At 42.5% G+C, this 15,980-nt stretch carries 15 protein-coding genes; 3 read left to right on the top strand and 12 right to left on the bottom strand.

Annotation, left to right across the window (positions count from 1 at the left end; genetic code table 11):
* Nucleotides 1-183 precede the first annotated feature (183 nt).
* A complete protein-coding gene (locus J2Z37_RS00715; RefSeq protein WP_209807936.1) occupies nucleotides 184-2,256 on the top strand; it encodes an Ig-like domain-containing protein in 2,073 nt (690 codons plus the stop codon).
* A 121-nt stretch (nucleotides 2,257-2,377) separates the two neighbouring features.
* Here J2Z37_RS00715 and J2Z37_RS00710 read toward each other — a convergent pair whose 3' ends face one another.
* Nucleotides 2,378-3,295, bottom strand: coding sequence for a ketopantoate reductase family protein (locus J2Z37_RS00710; protein WP_342453757.1), 918 nt, complete (start codon nucleotides 3,293-3,295; stop codon nucleotides 2,378-2,380).
* A 285-nt stretch (nucleotides 3,296-3,580) separates the two neighbouring features.
* Here J2Z37_RS00710 and J2Z37_RS00705 point away from each other — a divergent pair, with 285 nt between their 5' ends.
* Together J2Z37_RS00705 and J2Z37_RS00700 are read left to right on the top strand one after the other, a co-directional pair.
* Entirely contained in the window at nucleotides 3,581-4,369 is a 789-nt protein-coding gene (locus tag J2Z37_RS00705; RefSeq protein WP_209807932.1) for a zinc ribbon domain-containing protein, read from the top strand.
* 54 nt (nucleotides 4,370-4,423) lie between these two features.
* A complete protein-coding gene (locus J2Z37_RS00700; RefSeq protein ID WP_209807930.1) occupies nucleotides 4,424-5,899 on the top strand; it encodes a zinc ribbon domain-containing protein in 1,476 nt (491 codons plus the stop codon).
* A gap of 30 nt (nucleotides 5,900-5,929) precedes the next feature.
* Here the strand turns inward: J2Z37_RS00700 and J2Z37_RS00695 are convergent, their stop codons facing one another.
* The 11 genes from J2Z37_RS00695 to J2Z37_RS00645 all read right to left on the bottom strand — a co-directional run bounded on the left by J2Z37_RS00695 (nucleotide 5,930) and on the right by J2Z37_RS00645 (nucleotide 15,948).
* Nucleotides 5,930-7,090: a cobalamin-independent methionine synthase II family protein gene (locus J2Z37_RS00695; RefSeq protein WP_209807928.1), complete on the bottom strand. Its 1,161-nt coding sequence runs from the start codon at nucleotides 7,088-7,090 to the stop codon at nucleotides 5,930-5,932.
* 19 nt (nucleotides 7,091-7,109) lie between these two features.
* Nucleotides 7,110-7,829, bottom strand: coding sequence for a sulfurtransferase TusA family protein (locus J2Z37_RS00690; RefSeq protein WP_209807926.1), 720 nt, complete (start codon nucleotides 7,827-7,829; stop codon nucleotides 7,110-7,112).
* A gap of 15 nt (nucleotides 7,830-7,844) precedes the next feature.
* Nucleotides 7,845-8,204 carry a DsrE family protein gene (locus tag J2Z37_RS00685; protein ID WP_209807924.1) on the bottom strand — a complete coding sequence of 120 codons (360 nt, stop codon included), beginning with the start codon at nucleotides 8,202-8,204 and terminating at the stop codon, nucleotides 7,845-7,847.
* A 12-nt stretch (nucleotides 8,205-8,216) separates the two neighbouring features.
* Nucleotides 8,217-8,459 carry a sulfurtransferase TusA family protein gene (locus tag J2Z37_RS00680; RefSeq protein ID WP_209807923.1) on the bottom strand — a complete coding sequence of 81 codons (243 nt, stop codon included), beginning with the start codon at nucleotides 8,457-8,459 and terminating at the stop codon, nucleotides 8,217-8,219.
* Nucleotides 8,460-8,484: 25 nt separating this feature from the next.
* Nucleotides 8,485-9,156, bottom strand: coding sequence for a cytochrome c biogenesis CcdA family protein (locus tag J2Z37_RS00675; RefSeq protein WP_209807922.1), 672 nt, complete (start codon nucleotides 9,154-9,156; stop codon nucleotides 8,485-8,487).
* A 165-nt stretch (nucleotides 9,157-9,321) separates the two neighbouring features.
* The gene (locus tag J2Z37_RS00670; protein WP_209807921.1) at nucleotides 9,322-10,440 is read right to left on the bottom strand and encodes a glycosyltransferase family 4 protein; all 1,119 of its coding nucleotides are present in this window, start codon (nucleotides 10,438-10,440) and stop codon (nucleotides 9,322-9,324) included.
* A 224-nt stretch (nucleotides 10,441-10,664) separates the two neighbouring features.
* Entirely contained in the window at nucleotides 10,665-11,864 is a 1,200-nt protein-coding gene (locus J2Z37_RS00665; RefSeq protein WP_209807918.1) for a mandelate racemase/muconate lactonizing enzyme family protein, read from the bottom strand.
* 32 nt (nucleotides 11,865-11,896) lie between these two features.
* On the bottom strand, nucleotides 11,897-13,060 hold the full coding sequence (gene dgoD / locus J2Z37_RS00660) for a galactonate dehydratase (protein WP_209807917.1): 1,164 nt from the start codon (nucleotides 13,058-13,060) through the stop codon (nucleotides 11,897-11,899).
* Between the two features lie 22 nt (nucleotides 13,061-13,082).
* A complete protein-coding gene (locus J2Z37_RS00655; RefSeq protein WP_209807915.1) occupies nucleotides 13,083-14,354 on the bottom strand; it encodes a TRAP transporter large permease in 1,272 nt (423 codons plus the stop codon).
* Nucleotides 14,354-14,848, bottom strand: a complete 495-nt coding sequence (locus J2Z37_RS00650; protein WP_209807913.1) for a TRAP transporter small permease — start codon at nucleotides 14,846-14,848, stop codon at nucleotides 14,354-14,356. The genes J2Z37_RS00655 and J2Z37_RS00650 overlap by 1 nt, the downstream gene beginning before the upstream one ends.
* A gap of 53 nt (nucleotides 14,849-14,901) precedes the next feature.
* A complete protein-coding gene (locus J2Z37_RS00645; RefSeq protein ID WP_209807912.1) occupies nucleotides 14,902-15,948 on the bottom strand; it encodes a TRAP transporter substrate-binding protein in 1,047 nt (348 codons plus the stop codon).
* Nucleotides 15,949-15,980 lie beyond the last annotated feature (32 nt).

The raw sequence follows: 15,980 nt of genomic DNA, 5'->3' as shown, positions 1-15,980 counted from the left end.
AAGGGATCTACGGTCGACATACGTATCGAGGGGAACGGCAAACGGTTCCCTTTTTTGTACAAGCCGTTTTTCCTGATCTGGTAATAATTTACTATTTTATATAATAATTGGTAACATTTGGTCGTTTACGACGTCTTTAATAATGAATCATCGCAATCAAATGAAAGGGTATGGTGATGGAGAATGAAAAGACACGTCATTCCACTATGGTATGCTGTTCTCTGTATGATGATCTTCTTTTCTGCGTTTCAACCGGCTGCGGTTTATGCGGCTAAAACAGCAGGAGAAAAGGTGGAATTGAACCACACTAGTTTGACCCTCACTGTTGGAGATGAACCGGTTACACTGACTGCAAAGGTCTTACCGGAAAAGGCCAACCAGGAGGTTCGCTGGACATCTGTCAACCCCGCAGTGGCAAAAGTGAGTGAAGAAGGAAAAGTCACCCCTTTGTCTGAAGGGAAGACAACGATTGTCGCCACTTCCTTGTCAGGTGGTAAAACAGCTTTTTGCACCGTGACCGTCCACCCGCAATATAAAAAGGTTACTGGCCTAACCTTAGATAAAGCTGCACTTACACTAACTGTAGGAAAAGATCCCGCTACACTTGTCCCCCGCATCCAACCAAACAACGCCACAAATCAAAAGGTTAATTGGGTCAGCACCAATCCAACCGTCGCCAAGGTTGATGCAAACGGTAAGGTAACCCCTGTAGCCATTGGTAGTGCTACAGTCATTGCAACAACGGTTGACGGAGGTTACACTGCTGCCTGCCAGGTAAAGGTAGTTGGTGTTGCAGTCACAGGAATTTCACTTAATCAAAAGAATGTCACGCTATCTCATGATGGAAGTATCACTCTAAGAGCAACCGTATTACCGATAGATGCGAGTAATAAAAATGTAAAGTGGAGCTCTAGCAACACTGCTGTGGCCACCGTTAATTCATCAGGAACTGTAATCGCCCGCAGTACAGGTACTGCCATGATTACTGCGGAAACAGAGGATGGAAAAAAGAAGGCCTATGCAACGGTCACGGTTATTTCTAGAATTACCAATGTCTTTATCGAATGGGAAAGCGACAGTAAAGTAACTGTTACCTGGAATGGCACCTCTGGAAGTGTAAAGGCACAGCTAAAGAAAGGAAGCCATTTGGAAAAGTCGGTTACAACGAGCAGCCGAAAAGCCACCTTTAGCAATTTGGAGAAGTATACACAATATGGTCTTTATATTGATGGCCAATACATCAAGTCCTTCCGGATCTACGATTTAGTCAACCGGGATGTAGAGGATCTCGTCTTTAAGCGAAATGATTCTTCTAGTGTGACCGCAACATGGCGTGGGACTTCCGGTTCGGTGAAAATCGAACTGAAGAAAGATGATCGTGTTGTTGATTCGGTTACAACGAGCAGACGAAGTGTCACCTTTGACGATTTAGACGATGATGTAGAATATAACCTTTATATTGACGGAAAATATGCTGGCTCCTTCACCATTGAAGATCTGAATCAAGTGAAAAATTTTGACTTAAAAAATGTGACCGCGTCAAGTGTAAGCATGTCCTGGGATGGCACCACGGGGTCCGTCGAAGTGGAATTACGAAAAAACAACCGCAAAGTCGATTCCTTGACCACCCGCAGCAGGTATGCAAGCTTCAGTCACCTCGATGCGGACACAAGGTACGAGATTTATATCGATGATGCCTTCATCCGCTCTTTCAAGACAGATGACTATAAGCCGCAAACATTCTGGGATATTCGTAACCACTGGGCTAGACAGGACATCGAGAACCTGGTTACTTTAGGCATTCTTGAAGGCTTTCCAGATGGAACCTTCCGGCCTGATCAAACCGTATCCAAAGAAGAATTTGTTACGATGTTGGTCCGGGCGAGGGAATATACGATTCAAAAGGGATCAACAGGGTTCCGGGATATCTCCTCTGACAGATGGTCTGCACCATTTATCTATACTGCGATTAAACAGAATATTATTGTTTCCGATGATTACGGCAGCAGATTTAACCCGAACCATGCCGCTACTCGAGAAGAAATGGCAGTCATGGCAGCCCGCGCACTGAAGTTAAGAGCTAATTCCTCGGCAGCCGACTTTACTGATCGCGACCAGATAGACAACAAAGGTTTGGTAGGGGCTGCTGTGAAGGCAAAGATTATTTACGGTTATCCCGACCACTCTTTCCGTCCCAATGCATCGCTCACAAGAGCAGAAGCTGCCGCTGTGATCAACAGAGTTATTAGATATTAATTAGAAAAGGGCCCCGACTATCGGGGTCAGACTCCTGTCGAAAATTGTCGAATGAAATTCCAAAACCAAAATTACTCCTTCAATATACTCCGACAATTTTCGACAGGGGTCTGACCCCGTGTCAATATTCACTTTCAATCGCTTTAATCCGCTCGTACAACGCCTCATTCACAGGAGTGGCGACATCATATTTTTTACCTAAGCTCAAAACCGTTCCAGCAAATAGTTCGACTTCACTAAACCGTTTGGCTTCCACATCTTGAGCCATAGATGGCTTTCCCTTGGGATTTAGCTTGTCTAAAATAGTAATCCAATACGTTAACTCAGCTTCCGTTAGGTTGATTCCCACTTTTTTGGAAAGAGCAAGAACCTCCTTCATCGCAGCAATCATCGTTTCCCTTACTTCTCCTGCTTTTTGCGTATCCCCGAAGCTGCCACCGTAAACCGCAACGGCTTGGTTCACGCCTACATTGGCCATAAACTTACCCCATTGTCTTTTCATCATATTGGTTTCAATTTCATAAGGAAATTCCGTTTGATCAAAAAAAGCAGCAACTCTTTTTACTTTTTCAGAGATGATCCCCTCTTCCCGTTCACCAATACAAAGCAACCCCATTGAAGCGCAGGTTAAGTGGTTCCCCACCTTTACCGCATCCATCCCTTGGGCTACCGTAAACAGGACTTTATCCATACCATACGTCTCACCAATAATCTCTTCACTTGAAATTCCATTTAAGGCAGACAGGATAATTGTGTTTTCCCCAACATGATTTTTTACAGCTTCGATTGCACTTTTCAACCCATCGTATTTCACTGTGAAAATCAGTAGGTCCGCTGGCTCGCCATTCTCCTCAGGTGTTACATAATGAAAATCACAACGCTCCCCATTGCAAAAAACTTGTTCCCGTTCATATCTATTGATCCGTTCTTGGTCGGCTATAATTCTTAGATCCTCTTTTGGTATTCTCTTAGAAAAGTGATTTCCGTATAAAATTCCCAAGGCCCCTAAACCAATTATTGATACTTTTTTGATTTCCACAGTCCTCTCCCTTTCTAAAGGGGTCTGCCCCCATACATTTATTTTCATTATATAGTTTTTAGCCAGATCATAAAGTAAATGTTAATCGACATTATTTTACAAGGATAGAATTTTTTTTCCATAAATTTGAACATTATATATTTTTCTGGAATAAATCCCATTTTTTATTGTATTTTACTGTCGAATTAGGTATTATCTTTTTGTTGTGTAATTATAGTTCCTTTTTACTAGATAGAAAGAACTAAAACTATTATATTAACTTACTTGAGGAAGAAGGTAGATGTCATGTTTTGTCCATCTTGTGGAAATCACAATGAAGGGGGTAAATTTTGTGTAAAATGTGGGACTAAATTAGATGCTCCTAATGAAGCTTCCGTAGCGGAGGAAGAGGTTGCAGCGGCCACTTCTCAATCTCCATCCTATCAAAAAGTGTTAGCCAACGTAGGGTCTAATGAAAAGGTACAGCAAGCGAAACAGATAAGCCAACTCTATTTTAAATACTTCATGTCAATCATTCGAAAACCTACACAAATCAGCCAAGAAGCCAACCAAGCGCAATTTATAAATGGAATGATTACAATTGTTTTATATGCCTTATCCATTCCTTTGATGGTTTACTTTGGTTTAAACGATATGATTGGTAGTTATATGGACTCTCCATTTACAGATATAGTAATTAAACCAGCTTTTTATTTCTTTTTATTTATAGCCTTTATTGATGCTGCTCTCTTTGGGGTCATTAAATTAGGTAAAGTAAATGCAAGTTTTAAAGATGTTACGGCACGTTTTGGATCCTTCCTTGTTGTTCCTTTAGCTTTTCTATTGGTTGCACTTGTTTTCTCATTGGTTAAATTTAAGTTATTCTTGTTATTCCTGTTATTTGGCTTCCTTGGCCTCTTTATCGTAGTAAGTTTTACAATTTATAGTTTTAAAAGAAGCAGTTCATCTGGACTGGATCCGGTGTATGGCACATTCATTACCTATCTTGCCATTTTAATCCTACTAGTAACATTGGGCGATAGCATGTTTGAATCATTGAAGTCTTCTATTCAAGATGCTCTTTTCTTCTCCTAATCCTTAGATGAGGATGATGTCATACAATTTAGTTTGTGAAAGTGGAGGTGCATCATGAATTTTTGTAAAGAATGTGGAACAAAACTACAAGAGAATTATTTGCATTGCCCTGAATGTGGCATGGCACTTCATAGTACCGCAAATTCGGAGAATAAAGAGAGCCATGCACCTATTTCTACTCAACCGATTGAACAACCAGTAACAGTTTCTCCAAAACAACCTATGGGCAAAAAACAAAAAAGAACCCTTATTACTTTAGCCTTATTATTGATAATCGCTGCGGGCCTTTATCAAGTGGGGGCATCATTAACAGACAAGGATCGAGTCATCAAACAATTTGAAGAAGCGATCATCAAAGGGGATTCAGAAAAAGTAGCAAATCTGCTTAGTTCAGAGGATAAGCGGTTAACCATTGACGGGGAATCAATTGAATCTTTTATCAAATATTTTAAGGATAATCCATCTTCGCTCAATCAAACCATTAATATTTTAAAAGAACAGTCGGAGCAATTTGACCAAGAAAAGGAAAACAAAATTAAGGCTGCAGTAACAAATTTGTTTGGTTCAAACAATGATACTACTTTCATCGCATTAGAAAAGGATGGAAAGAAATTTCTCCTTTACGATAATTATGATTTAAGGGTTAAACCGTATTTTCTTTCTGTAGAGACCAATTATCCAAACACAAAAATTTACCTCAATGACAAAGAGGTGGCGGTCTCCGATCAAGAGAATTTTGAAACAGAATTGGGGCCTTTTCTACCCGGGGTATATAAAATTAAGGCTGTCCATGAAGGGCAATTTACAACCCTTCAAAACGAACAGGATCTTGAGCTTTTCTCAAATGATGACTTCAACTATGTTGATTTATATTTAGAAGGCCAATATACCAATGTAGATGTCAATTTTAAGGATGCAAAACTCCTTGTAAATGGAAAAGATACCGGCTTGATCTCCGGAGATGGACAATCTCTTGGTCCTGTTACCTTTGACGGCTCCAATAAGATTGTGGCGGAAAAGCAATTTCCGTGGGGACCTGCGTCAAGTGAGGAAATGCCCATTACCGAGGGCTATCTCTCCCTCATTATTAATCCAGCAACAGATTCTGTAAAAGAGGATATCATGAAATCTACAAATGAATTTGTGCAAGGATGGATTGAGTCATTTAACGCGTTGGACGCCTCCAAAGCTCAAAGCATTAGCGCGGAGAAACGCCAACTTCTCGAGGATTATATTACAAAAATGAAGGAAAACCAGAGCAAATATAAAGGTGTTAAAAAAAGTATCACCTTCGATCTAGATAGCTTTAGTATCTGGGAAACGAGGGATGGCAATTATTACGCCGAATTAATAGCACAGGAAGAATTTAGTGAAGTTGTTTATTCTGCAGAAGAAACAAATCCCGTCCCAGAGGATAAGGTTAGTACTATGGCATATACCTTAATGTACAAAGATGGAAAATGGATGGTTACAGACTGGAGAGACGGTTATAGCCTTGGTTCCCAAAATGTAAAAGAGTTTACCAACTAGGAAAAGAGGTACCAAACGGTACCTCTAAAATTACTGTTTTCTCAATATCTCCGCAGCCTGAACCATCATTTTTAACTTTTCTTTCGCCCGTTCGATTGAATTCATCGGTCGTTGAGCGAAGGTGCCAAAACCACAATCTGGATTTAAAAAGATGTGTTCAGGTGACAGGAAGCGGGCTGCTTCCTGGGCTTTTTGCACCATTTGTTGGACACTCTCTACATCCTCTGTCCGCGGGTTGACTACGCCGAGCCCAAGTTCTTTTCCTTGAAGACTTTTCACCACTTCCAATTCACCAGCACGAGGTGTAGCATATTCAAGGATCAACTGATCAACATTCATTTCCGCCAAATAAGGCATAAGTGGTGAATAGGGACCGCGCAGCAGGACATTTTCCTGTGTGCTCCAGTTCCCCCGGCAGACATGGACACCAATCCTTGTTCCGTTTCCTCTCATCCCCTCCATCACCTGATTGATCAGGCCGGTGGCAAAAGTAAGTTCCTCCTCTGCGTCCGCTTTGGCGGTCAAAGCCCCACACATAAAGGTACGGTTGGCGTTTTTCTGGGTGAATACTAATTCGGTTAACACAGGTTCATCAAATTGGACGAAATCGACGCCATCTTTGATTAGATCCTCTAGTTCCTCCCTGAGTACCCGAACAACATCCTCAGCCAAAGATTCCTTCGTTGGATACGTTGCGGCTGACAAACCTTCTACCCACATCGAACGGGTAAGCAAATAGGGGCCTGGTAGGGCGACCTTGATCGCACGATCCGTATGCTTGCGAAGGAACTGGTATTCATCGAGGGCAAGTGGTTTACGCCGACTAATTTTCCCGATAGCTGCTGGATTGGACAAGGAAAAAGCAGGAACATCCAAGGTTCCAAGTATTTCCTCAAAACTTGCTTTATCCTCTACGTAATCCAATAACTCAGCGACGGTGAGCATTCTTACATTTTCCAGCTTATCTGCAACAAAGGAAATAAAATTATCGCGTCGTTGTTCCCCATCCGATACAATATCGATCCCGGACTCTTCTTGGGCCTTTAAACATTCGAGAGCAGCCTGATCGGCTATTTTTTGAAATTCATCTTCCGTCATTCGCCCCGCCCGCTTTTCCCGCAAGCCAAGTAAAACTTCCCTCGAGCGCGGCCAGCTCCCCACAACGGTTGTTGGAAATAATGGTAATTTCATTTGATTTTTCCCTTCCCCCTTACAAAACAATGGATAGTTTCAAATCTATTTCTACGTTTTGACACAGTGTTTGGTATATCGGAGACCGCTCGAGGGTTTTGTGCCAAACCTCAACCAGCTTTTTCTCTTCTTCAGGTGAACCTACATAGAAAGTTCCACTAATTTGCGAGACTCTCGGACTCCCGGTATCTTCCAGCTGCAGGTGGTATAACACATTATCCAATTTCCCTTTGATACTGAATTCACAGGTATCCACAATGAGGCCACGGCGTGAGGCGTTCATCTGAAATCCAACGGTAAGGCAGGAGCCAAGAGCCCCTAACAGATAGTCAATCGCACTCGGCGCATCAACTTGGGCCCCAAAGTCAGCGGGTTGTCCAGCCGTAAAGGTATGGTTACGGGAATAAATCTTTGCCGTTGTCGCCTGATCAGAACGAATTCTAATCCCCCATTGATAGCCACGGGCCGCCTCCAAATCCTGCTGCAGATTGCTTTCCACACCGCCCTTTCGGATAAAATAGCTAGCATCCTGGGGATTGGGGCGTGCACCGAGAAACTCGTGCTTGACCATTCGACACCAGGCTGGCAGATCTTCAGCAACCGACCGCTCCCGGCTTCGCACTTCCAGCACTTCCCCTGGGGAAAGAGGGTCCATACTCTTTTTAATGATGAGAAGAAGACCTGAACCACAGTCCAGGTCCCCTCCATCGCAAGTTGCTTGCGGATTAGGAAATTCCATATGTAGAGAATCCTCCTAATAAGTAATGCAAGAAGCGCCTTGGGATAAGAACTCTACCAATTTGGCACCACCTACAATGGTTGCTCCAGGAATTAATTCTTCTTCATTTAAACCACGTTTCTTAAAGCAAGGACTGCAAACCCAAATCGTTCCACCCGCTTCAACAAATTGGCCTATTAACTGTTTTAAAGGTGCAAAGCCTTCTTCATGAATATCATTGGCATAGCCTTCTTGCGCCAAATAAGCTCCTTCTACATTTAAGAACACAACCGTTTCCTGTCCTGAAGCAACCGATGCATTTGCTACTACAAATCCAACTGTAGCCTTATCTGTATTATCCTTTGCACTTGTGATACTAACTGCGATCTTTGCCATTTTCTTTTCCTCCTAGTTTTTTTGGATATAATAGTGATTGGTTTTGCCCACATCCCTGCGTTCTAGTAAAGTATGTCCTTGCAGGCGGCACCACGCAGGTATATCCTCCCTGGCTCCTAAATCATAGGACACGACTTCAATAATTTGCTTAGATGACATCTTTTTCATGGTCATAAATAGATTCATGATGAGCTCTCCACATCCAGTTGGTCCGGCATCATAGAGAACATCGATTTGATATGGTACATCAGGCATGACTTGTCACCTCATAACTTATTCACTACATTCCAAGAAAATTCCGAACAAGCAATCCGCCTTTCCAATTGGCTAAATCGGTAATCCAATTTAACTTGCCGCTAATCATCAGGACAGATATGCCGACAATCAGTGCGCCACCGACTTGTTCGATTCTTCTCATCCGATCCCCCATTTTTTGAAACAGCAAACGTAATGGCTCGGAAAAAAGGAAGGTGATAAAAAACATCAGACCAAAGCCTAAGGAGTATGCTAGCATCGCTGTCATATTAAATAGTAGATTTCCGTTCACAGCAACAACTAGCAATACACTTCCTAGGAAGATTTGTCCCCATCCGGGTGCAATAACCATGCCTGCTACAAAGGATCGTAGGTAACCCGGCTTAATCGTTCCTAATTGCTTCGTTGCGGCCGCCTCCATTTTCCCCAGGTTTGGCAGTAGCTTGAAACGCAAAACTTTCATTTGATATAGACCAAGGAAAAGAAGTACAATCCCAGCGAAGACCTGTACCCAACGAACGACAGGCTTTACTGCTTCACCAACAAAGGAGGCAACTACCCCTAAGGTTATCATCATCACCGTAAAGCCTAAGAAAAATAGTACAGCATTCTTCCAAAATCTTTTTCGTGTGGATCCACCATCAGCAGCCGAACTGGCTACTTCCCCGCTCAAATAGCCAAATAGAGCAGGGAGCATTGCCAGAATTCAAGGTGCACAAAAGGCAATGGCTCCCACGCCAAACGTTAAAAGCAATGACGCCTCCATAAATTTCCTCCCTTCTCCTCATTTACCTAATTATAACATATTCTTATTTTTGTAATAAGATTTTATTACTTAAGAAGAGAGTTTAGACTCCACCATTTAACTTAATCTTGAAATAACATTTTTGTATTTTTTTGCAATGATTTTCCAATTATATTTATTGGCAGTTAGTTTCCCCTGTTTAATCCTCTTCCTGGTTTTTTGTGGATTCTCCCACATCTTTTTAATCGCCTGGGCGATCTCTTTCGCTTTTACAGCTTTAATAATCTGAGCGTTCCGCTCATTGACAAATTCCTTCAACCCACCTGCACGTGTAGAAACAAGAGGGATCCCGTTGGCCAACGCTTCAAGTGCAACTAAACAAAACGATTCTTGTTTACTGGGAACAACCACTGCACCATTTCGGTTATATAATTTAAGGACTTTTTTGTGAGGAAGTGCGCCTAGCCAGCTAAGCTTAGAAGAAACGCCGTCTTTTTTGGCCATCTTTTTAAGGCGTTTTCGGTATTTTTGGGAACCACCCCCAATGATATTTAAGTGAACCCGTTTATTTTTTTTAGACAATTTAGAGATGGAGTGAATTAAAGGTTCTATTCCCTTGTTCTTGATTAGTCTACCGACAAATAATAGATTATGAGAAGGAACCTTTGTTCCTTTGGAGACAACCTGAACCCCATTGGGGATTACGAGGATTTTGGAGGCTGCTGATGGAAAGCGTTTTTTAATTTGCTTTTTAAGCCAAGTGCTGGGGACTACAATTTTATCTGCATGACGAAAAAGCAGGGCTTGGAGCGTGCTCCACTTATGGTGTTTGCTACCTTCCATGGAAACCAAAGAGTGGCAAGTGTACAAAATAGGAATATGGTGTTTTTTATTAAATAAGACGGCAGTCCCTGCAAATTCGGGGCTGTGTACGTGCAAAACATGGGGTTTATTTGGGAAGAGGCGGTTAATTAGCTGGAGAGTCTTTTTAGGTCTGTAGGAAGCTCTGGCCTGTTTATAATACCGTTTATTCATCGGAATTCGAACGATTTTAATCCCTTTCTTCTTTGTTGAAGCTGTCGATTTGGAGCGGCCTTTTGTTATAACCTTCACTTTCACCTTTAACTTTTTTAGTGCCTTCGCTAGACCTGTGGCTACCGTTCCAAGTCCACCGATAATGTAAGGCTCAAACTCTGTGCTCATGACCCAAACCGAGAGCGATTTCCTCTTGCTCACTCTTTCCTAGCCTCCTTATCTATTCTCTAAACCTAATGTATGAATAAGTTTGAGTTGCTGCCTGTGATAGAGTCTATTAATAGAGAAATTGGTTTCGTAGAAGGGGAAGTCTAGTAGAAGTTGATGTGGATATCCTCTTATGCTTCTCATGGACTTTTGGACAAACTTTTGGGTGGGTTTTGTCCTTGAGGGACCTTCTCAAGGACATTCACCCAGGTTTCTTCCTATTTCGATTCCCGAATCGTCGTATCCGGCCGAGTAAACACCTCTGGGTTTAATTTGGTTCCCAACCCCGGTCCCGCTAGCGGATAGACAAATCCGTCTTTGATCAACGGAACTTCTGTCACCAATTCTTTGTACCATGTACTATAGAATGCACGGACACATTCCTGTACTAATGTATTGGGCGCATTAATGGATAAGTGCACATCCACAGCAAAGGAAACAGGTCCTACGCAATCATGGGTTGAAATGGGCAACTGATAAGCTTCGGCCATAGTGATGATTTTCTTCGCTTCGGAGATCCCGCCTGTCCAGGTTGGGTCAAAAATAATGACGTCAGCAGCCTGCTTTTCCATTACCTCACGGAAGGCCCAGCGGGTTCCCAAAGTTTCACTAGCAGCTGTTGGAACACGGGTCGATTGTGCGAAATTTCGTAAAGCATCTAGATTATCCATGCGAATCGGATCCTCATACCAGAATGGACGATAATCCTCCAAGGCCTGAGCGATCTGCTTCGCTGTCCGCAAATCCCACAGGGAATGCATCTCGACCATAATCTCAATTTTATCGCCAACGCGCTTGCGGATCTTCTCGAAAGGCTCCAATCCCTTTTTCAGATCTTCCATGGAGATAAAACGCCCTTTTGAAGCCTCTGCAAACGGATCAAAAGGCCAAATTTTCATCCCCATAAATCCTTCTTCGATTAAACTTTCAGCCAATTCATCAGCACGATACAAGAATCCTTCTAAATCCTCATAAGGTCCCTCGCCCTCTGTATTCCAGTTGTCTACGGGCAGACTCGCATGCTTCGGACGCTTGCGGGTATATTGGTACCCTGCACAAGTGTTGTAGGCCTGAATTTTATCACGCGTAGCACCACCCAAAAGTTGATAGATTGGCTGATTGCTCACTTGTCCAAGGATATCCCATAAGGCAACATCAAGTGCGGAACGCCCACGATTTTCTACACCTGTGCTTCGAGCCCCTACAAAACCAACAAGGTCCTGCCAATGTTTATCGATCGTTAAAGGGTTTTTCCCGAGCAGAACATTAGCCCCCATCTCATGGATCCAAGATTCTACGGCTTCCGCCCCAAAATAGGTCTCACCTAAACCAATAAATCCTTCATCGGTATGGATTTGCACAAAACAGATATTCGGAAATTCCTCCACACGGATCGTTTCAATTTTAGTTATTTTCATTGGCCTATTCCCCTTTTTATGTAAAATTAAATTTACCAGTCTGCTACACTGCCATCCTCATGCCAATATCGGGCAAGCACTTCCTGCTGGAAGGGGTGTTTAGCTGCTTCTTTCTCGTTCACTTCTACGCCCAAGCCAGGGCGTTCGGATGGAGTCACATACCCGTTTTCCACGATGATCGGATTTGTCACCACATCATTACGCCAAGGAACATCACTTCGGAACGACTCCTGAATGAGCCAATTCGGTGTACATGTTGCAAATTGAATCGCTGCTGCCGTTGCTAATGGCCCAAGTGGATTATGTGGGGCAACACTGACATAATAAGTTTCTGCCATGGCTGCAATTTTGCGTGCTTCCCAGAGTCCCCCACAGTGGCACAGATCCGGCTGAATCACAGCGCAAGCTCCTTTCTCCAGAAGTTCACGGAATTGGAAACGGGTGACTAATCTTTCTCCAGTGGCAACTGGAATATCAATACTATTCGAAACCTTGACCATTCCCTCTACATTCTCAGGCAAGCAAGGTTCTTCAAAGAAAAATGGGTTAAATGGAGCCAATACCTTGGCATACTGTATGGCCATTTCAGGAGTGGTTCGCCCATGCAAATCGACCATAATATCAATTTCTCCCCCTACTGCCTCACGAATTGCCCCCATCAAAGTTTCTGCGTGTTTTAAGACTTTATGGCCTTCTAGCATGTAGGTTCGCGGAACAACCAGAACTTTTACTGCCGTGTATCCTTCCTCTACAGAACGAACAGCCTTTTCAACCATATTCTCGACATCTGAAATTGAATTATATAAGCTGTTCATTTCCCCGCCGCCAAGGTGGTCATACATTCGGATCTTCTCACGAACCTTCCCACCTAACAATTTATACACAGGAAGGTTTAGAGATTTCCCATAGATATCCCAGCAAGCCATTTCTATTCCACTAATCGCGCTATATCCTACGGCTCCTGCTCGAAAAAAAGGATGACGCTGCATGACTTGGTATAAATGTTCAATATTGGTAGGATCCAATCCCACAATAAACGGCTTCAGATCCTCTACACATCCCACTACCCCTCTTGTCTTCCATTCGAGGGAAGCCTCTCCCCATCCAACGATACCTTCATCGGTTTCTACTTTGACAAAGACCCAGTTTCTCAGCTGTGCATTTACAACAATGGTTTTGATGTCTGTGATTTTCACAGTATCCCTCTTCTCTATTTAATTAACTAAAAAGTTTAAACCAAAGTGAGATGATCGGAATGTAGCTAATAATAATAACATCAACAGCCACGACAATAATAAAGGGAATCAGATATCTAATAATCTGATCCAAACGAACGTTAGCCACTTGACAGGCAACAAAGAGGTTTACGCCTAATGGTGGAGTAAACATCCCCATCGCTAAATTGACAATCATAATAATTCCAAAATGAACGGGATCAATGCCTAGGGCAACTGCTATTGGCGTTAGAATCGGAGCCAAGATAACTATCGCTGCCCCAGTCTCAAAAAACATCCCAACAATAAATAACATCAAGTTAACGAGCAGCAAAAAGAGAATGGAACTATCAGTAATGCTAATAAAAAATTCTGCTAGCTTTTGTGGAATCTTTTCTTGAGAGATGACCCAGGTGAAAATCCCCGCCGCTCCGATGATAATCATAATGATTGCAGAGGTTAAAAAGGAATCTCTGAAAATAGGAACCAAATCTTTTACTTTGATATCACGATAAACGAATAGACCAATAATAAAAGCGTAGACTACGGCAATAACAGCAGCTTCTGTCGGAGTGAAAATCCCACCATAAATTCCACCCAAAATAATAAATGGCATAAGTAAAGCCAAAAAAGATTTTCTTAAAGCTTGAAATCGTTCTGCCCATGTCGCGCGTTCTCCACCACTATATCCTTTTCTATTACTAATCACATAGACGAGTAAGATCAAAGTAAGACCAATCATGATTCCTGGTATAATCCCGGCAATAAACATATCCCCTATCGATACTCCGGTCACGATCCCAAACAAGATCATTGGAACACTTGGGGGGATAATGACTCCAAGTTCTCCGGATGCTGCTTGGACTGAGGTCGCAAAACGAATATCGTACCCCCGATTCACCATTGCTGGAATGAGGATAGCCCCTACTGCTGCCGTCGTGGCGGCGCTTGACCCAGAAATACTAGCAAAAAACATGGAGGTTAAAACAGCTACCATGGCTAATCCACCTGTCATATGCCCCACAAATGAATTTGCTAGATTCACTAACCGTTGGGAGATCCCGCCTTTATCCATTAAATTTCCCGCTAAGATAAAAAACGGAATCGCCATAAGCGGAAAAGAATCAAGCGTGTTATAGATCCTTTGAATTACAACAAGAAGAGGAATCTGTCCATCCACGGCAATCCCGATAATCGACGCTAGACCAACAGAAATTGCAACGGGTACACTTAAAGCTAGGAAAACTAAGAGAAGGATGATTGATACCGTAGCCATTACGCTTCCTCCCCTTTCCAAAGACTTTCAATAAAGACAACCACCGTGTTTAAAAATATTAATAGGGTTCCGATGGGTACCGAAGAATACGGAATGGCCATGGATAAACGTAAGGCGGCTGATTTTTGCATGGTCACTTGCTGTGTCATTTCCATCCCATTAGTAAAGAGATAGTAACAAAATACAACAACGACTAAGTAAACCACCTTTCTCAAATGGTTCGCCACATTTTTAGGCAAACGTTGCGGCAGAACCTCGAGAGAAATCAAAGAATGATACCGAACCGCTAAAGCAGAACCAATAAATACCCCCCAAACCATGATGTAGCGGGATAACTCTTCGGACCATAGGAGTGAATCTCCTAATACATACCGACAAAAGACTTGGGCAAAAATAACAATTGTCATAATTGCTAGCATTATTGCTAGCAAATAACCAAGACCCTTATTCAATAGATCCATAATATGAATATAAAATTTTAGTGGTTTAGGCATAACACCCCTCCTTTAAAGGAGGCAGGGGATCCCCCTGCCCCGTAAACGGAATCCTATTCAATTGCTTTTAACATCTTATCAACTAAATCTTTACCGATTTCATCCGCAAACTGATCGTATACAGGCTTGGTAAACTCCTGGAAAGCTTTCTTTTCGTCTGCTGTGAGTTCAATGACTTCCATGGGTGTATTGGCTAAATCACTCTTAATTTTGTTTTCTTCTTCCACTACTAATTTTCGATTCTCATTCTTCGCCTCTTCAAATCCTTTATCTACAATGGCTTTTAAATCTTCAGGCAGTTCATCATAAAACTTCTTATTAATCATCACGACAAACGGACTATAGACATGCCCCGTTAAACTCACATATTTGTTAACCTCATAAATCTTTTGGTCATAAATAATACTTAGAGGATTCTCTTGGCCATCCAATGCACCTTGTTGAAGAGATACATAAACGTCCGCCCAGGCCATTGGCGTCGGGTTCCCCCCAAGCAGTTCCCAAGTTGCAGCGTGCATAGGATTTTCCATCGTTCTAATCTTTAAACTTTTTACATCTGCAGGAGTTTTGACCGGTATTTTATTGTTTGTCAGGTTACGGTAGCCGTTTTCCCAATAGCCAAGACCCTTTATCCCAATATTGTCCAACTTAGACAGTACTTCTTTCCCTACCTCTCCATCTAGAACCCTGTAGGCGGTTTCCCGGTCCTTGAATAAAAAAGGAAGATCAAAAACCGAGAAAGCAGGATCAAAACCAGCAACAGGTGCCGTAGATGGCGCAGTCGCTGTGAGCGTACCTACTTGAACGCTTTCAATAAGCTCTCGGTCACTTCCCTTTTCACCATTTGCATATATTTCAACCTTCAATTTCCCACCACTATCTGCCTCAACAACCTCTTTAAACTTCTGCCAAGTCTTATGTAATGAATGTGTTTCCGAAAGAACATGCGCAACGGAAATCGTATAAGATTCACCGTTTGAATTCTCGGGGGTTGCTCCCCCATCACTATTTGATTGCTCCGTACCAGTCGATGAACTACAACCTACCATAGTTCCAACAGATAATGCCAAAAGTAATGCAGAAAAAACTGCCTTTTTCACTTCTAATCTACCCCTTCCTTTTTACTATTTTT

Origin of the sequence: Ammoniphilus resinae (genome assembly GCF_017873965.1) — a bacterium.
GTDB classification, from domain to species: domain Bacteria; phylum Bacillota; class Bacilli; order Aneurinibacillales; family RAOX-1; genus Ammoniphilus_A; species Ammoniphilus_A resinae.
The sequence above is the reverse complement of the archived record's forward strand: the minus strand, read 5'-3'. Positions and strand labels throughout refer to the sequence as shown.

Bases quoted from the DNA above. Each gene is read 5' to 3' on its own strand.
- J2Z37_RS00715 (WP_209807936.1), top strand. From the start codon at position 184: ATGAAAAGACACGTCATTCCACTATGGTATGCTGTTCTCTGTATGATG.
- J2Z37_RS00705 (WP_209807932.1), top strand. From the start codon at position 3,581: ATGTTTTGTCCATCTTGTGGAAATCACAATGAAGGGGGTAAATTTTGT.
- J2Z37_RS00700 (WP_209807930.1), top strand. From the start codon at position 4,424: ATGAATTTTTGTAAAGAATGTGGAACAAAACTACAAGAGAATTATTTG.
- J2Z37_RS00695 (WP_209807928.1), bottom strand. From the start codon at position 7,090: ATGAAATTACCATTATTTCCAACAACCGTTGTGGGGAGCTGGCCGCGC.
- J2Z37_RS00690 (WP_209807926.1), bottom strand. From the start codon at position 7,829: ATGGAATTTCCTAATCCGCAAGCAACTTGCGATGGAGGGGACCTGGAC.
- J2Z37_RS00685 (WP_209807924.1), bottom strand. From the start codon at position 8,204: ATGGCAAAGATCGCAGTTAGTATCACAAGTGCAAAGGATAATACAGAT.
- J2Z37_RS00680 (WP_209807923.1), bottom strand. From the start codon at position 8,459: ATGCCTGATGTACCATATCAAATCGATGTTCTCTATGATGCCGGACCA.
- J2Z37_RS00675 (WP_209807922.1), bottom strand. From the start codon at position 9,156: ATGCTCCCTGCTCTATTTGGCTATTTGAGCGGGGAAGTAGCCAGTTCG.
- J2Z37_RS00665 (WP_209807918.1), bottom strand. From the start codon at position 11,864: ATGAAAATAACTAAAATTGAAACGATCCGTGTGGAGGAATTTCCGAAT.
- J2Z37_RS00655 (WP_209807915.1), bottom strand. From the start codon at position 14,354: ATGGCTACGGTATCAATCATCCTTCTCTTAGTTTTCCTAGCTTTAAGT.
- J2Z37_RS00650 (WP_209807913.1), bottom strand. From the start codon at position 14,848: ATGCCTAAACCACTAAAATTTTATATTCATATTATGGATCTATTGAAT.